The organism is Mesorhizobium sp. M7A.F.Ca.CA.004.12.1.1, from assembly GCF_003997835.1.
GTDB lineage: Bacteria > Pseudomonadota > Alphaproteobacteria > Rhizobiales > Rhizobiaceae > Mesorhizobium.
This window is the reverse complement of the sequence record NZ_RZRK01001377.1, coordinates 1-759: the sequence shown is the minus strand read 5'-3', so window position 1 is coordinate 759 and position 759 is coordinate 1. Positions and strand designations below refer to the sequence as shown.

Below are 759 nucleotides of genomic sequence, written 5' to 3'. Positions count from 1 at the left end.
CGCCATGCCCATGCACATCGTTGAGCGCCTTGAAGTGATCGAGGTCGGCCAACACCAGCGCGACCGGGAACCGGGCCGAGGCGCAGTGCTGCAAGAGCCGCATGCCGCGTTCCTCGAAGCCACGCCGGTTGAGCAGGCCCGACAGGGGGTCGGTATAGGTCTCGGTCTTCAATGCCTTCAACACGTCGAGTGCCGCGGCGGAAAACAGGCACAACGCAATGAGCAGCGAGAGCAGCGCGTGCGACAGCAGCGCCGTCGTCCAGTAGGACGAGCCATAGAACCCGTCATAGCTGGCGAAGGGCCCATGCGCGATGACGACGGCAAGGGTGCGCACGAAGAAATTGACGCCCGACAGCAGCGACAGCACGAACAGGATTTTTTCGGTCGGGCCGTTGTTGCGCACCGGGCGCAGTTCGGCAGCAACCAGAAGGCTGATGCCGCCGAATGCGAAATTCATCGCCAGGATGCGCCAGGTGAGATCCGGCGCGACGAACAGGAACCAGCACAACGACGCCAGGCCGCCGCCGGCCAGCACGGCGATCCCCACATAGGGCACCTTGCGGCCATAGCGGTGGATGACAGCGCTGGCCAGGCAGCACGCGGCGATGGTGAAGCAGATGTTCGACGTAAGCTTGGTCAGCGGCATCCCGATGGGCAAGGTGAAATACTGCAGCAGGAAGCCAGCCGCCGAGAGACTGTAGCTGATCGCCAAAACGGCCAGATAGGGGCGGTGGCGCTGATAGGACCATAGCACAAGGA

General features: G+C 63.4%; 1 protein-coding gene. It reads right to left on the bottom strand.

The window, feature by feature from the left end; all coding sequences use genetic code 11:
- A partial coding sequence (locus EN984_RS36500) for a diguanylate cyclase (RefSeq protein ID WP_127384449.1) occupies window positions 1-759 on the bottom strand: 759 nt, incomplete at both ends.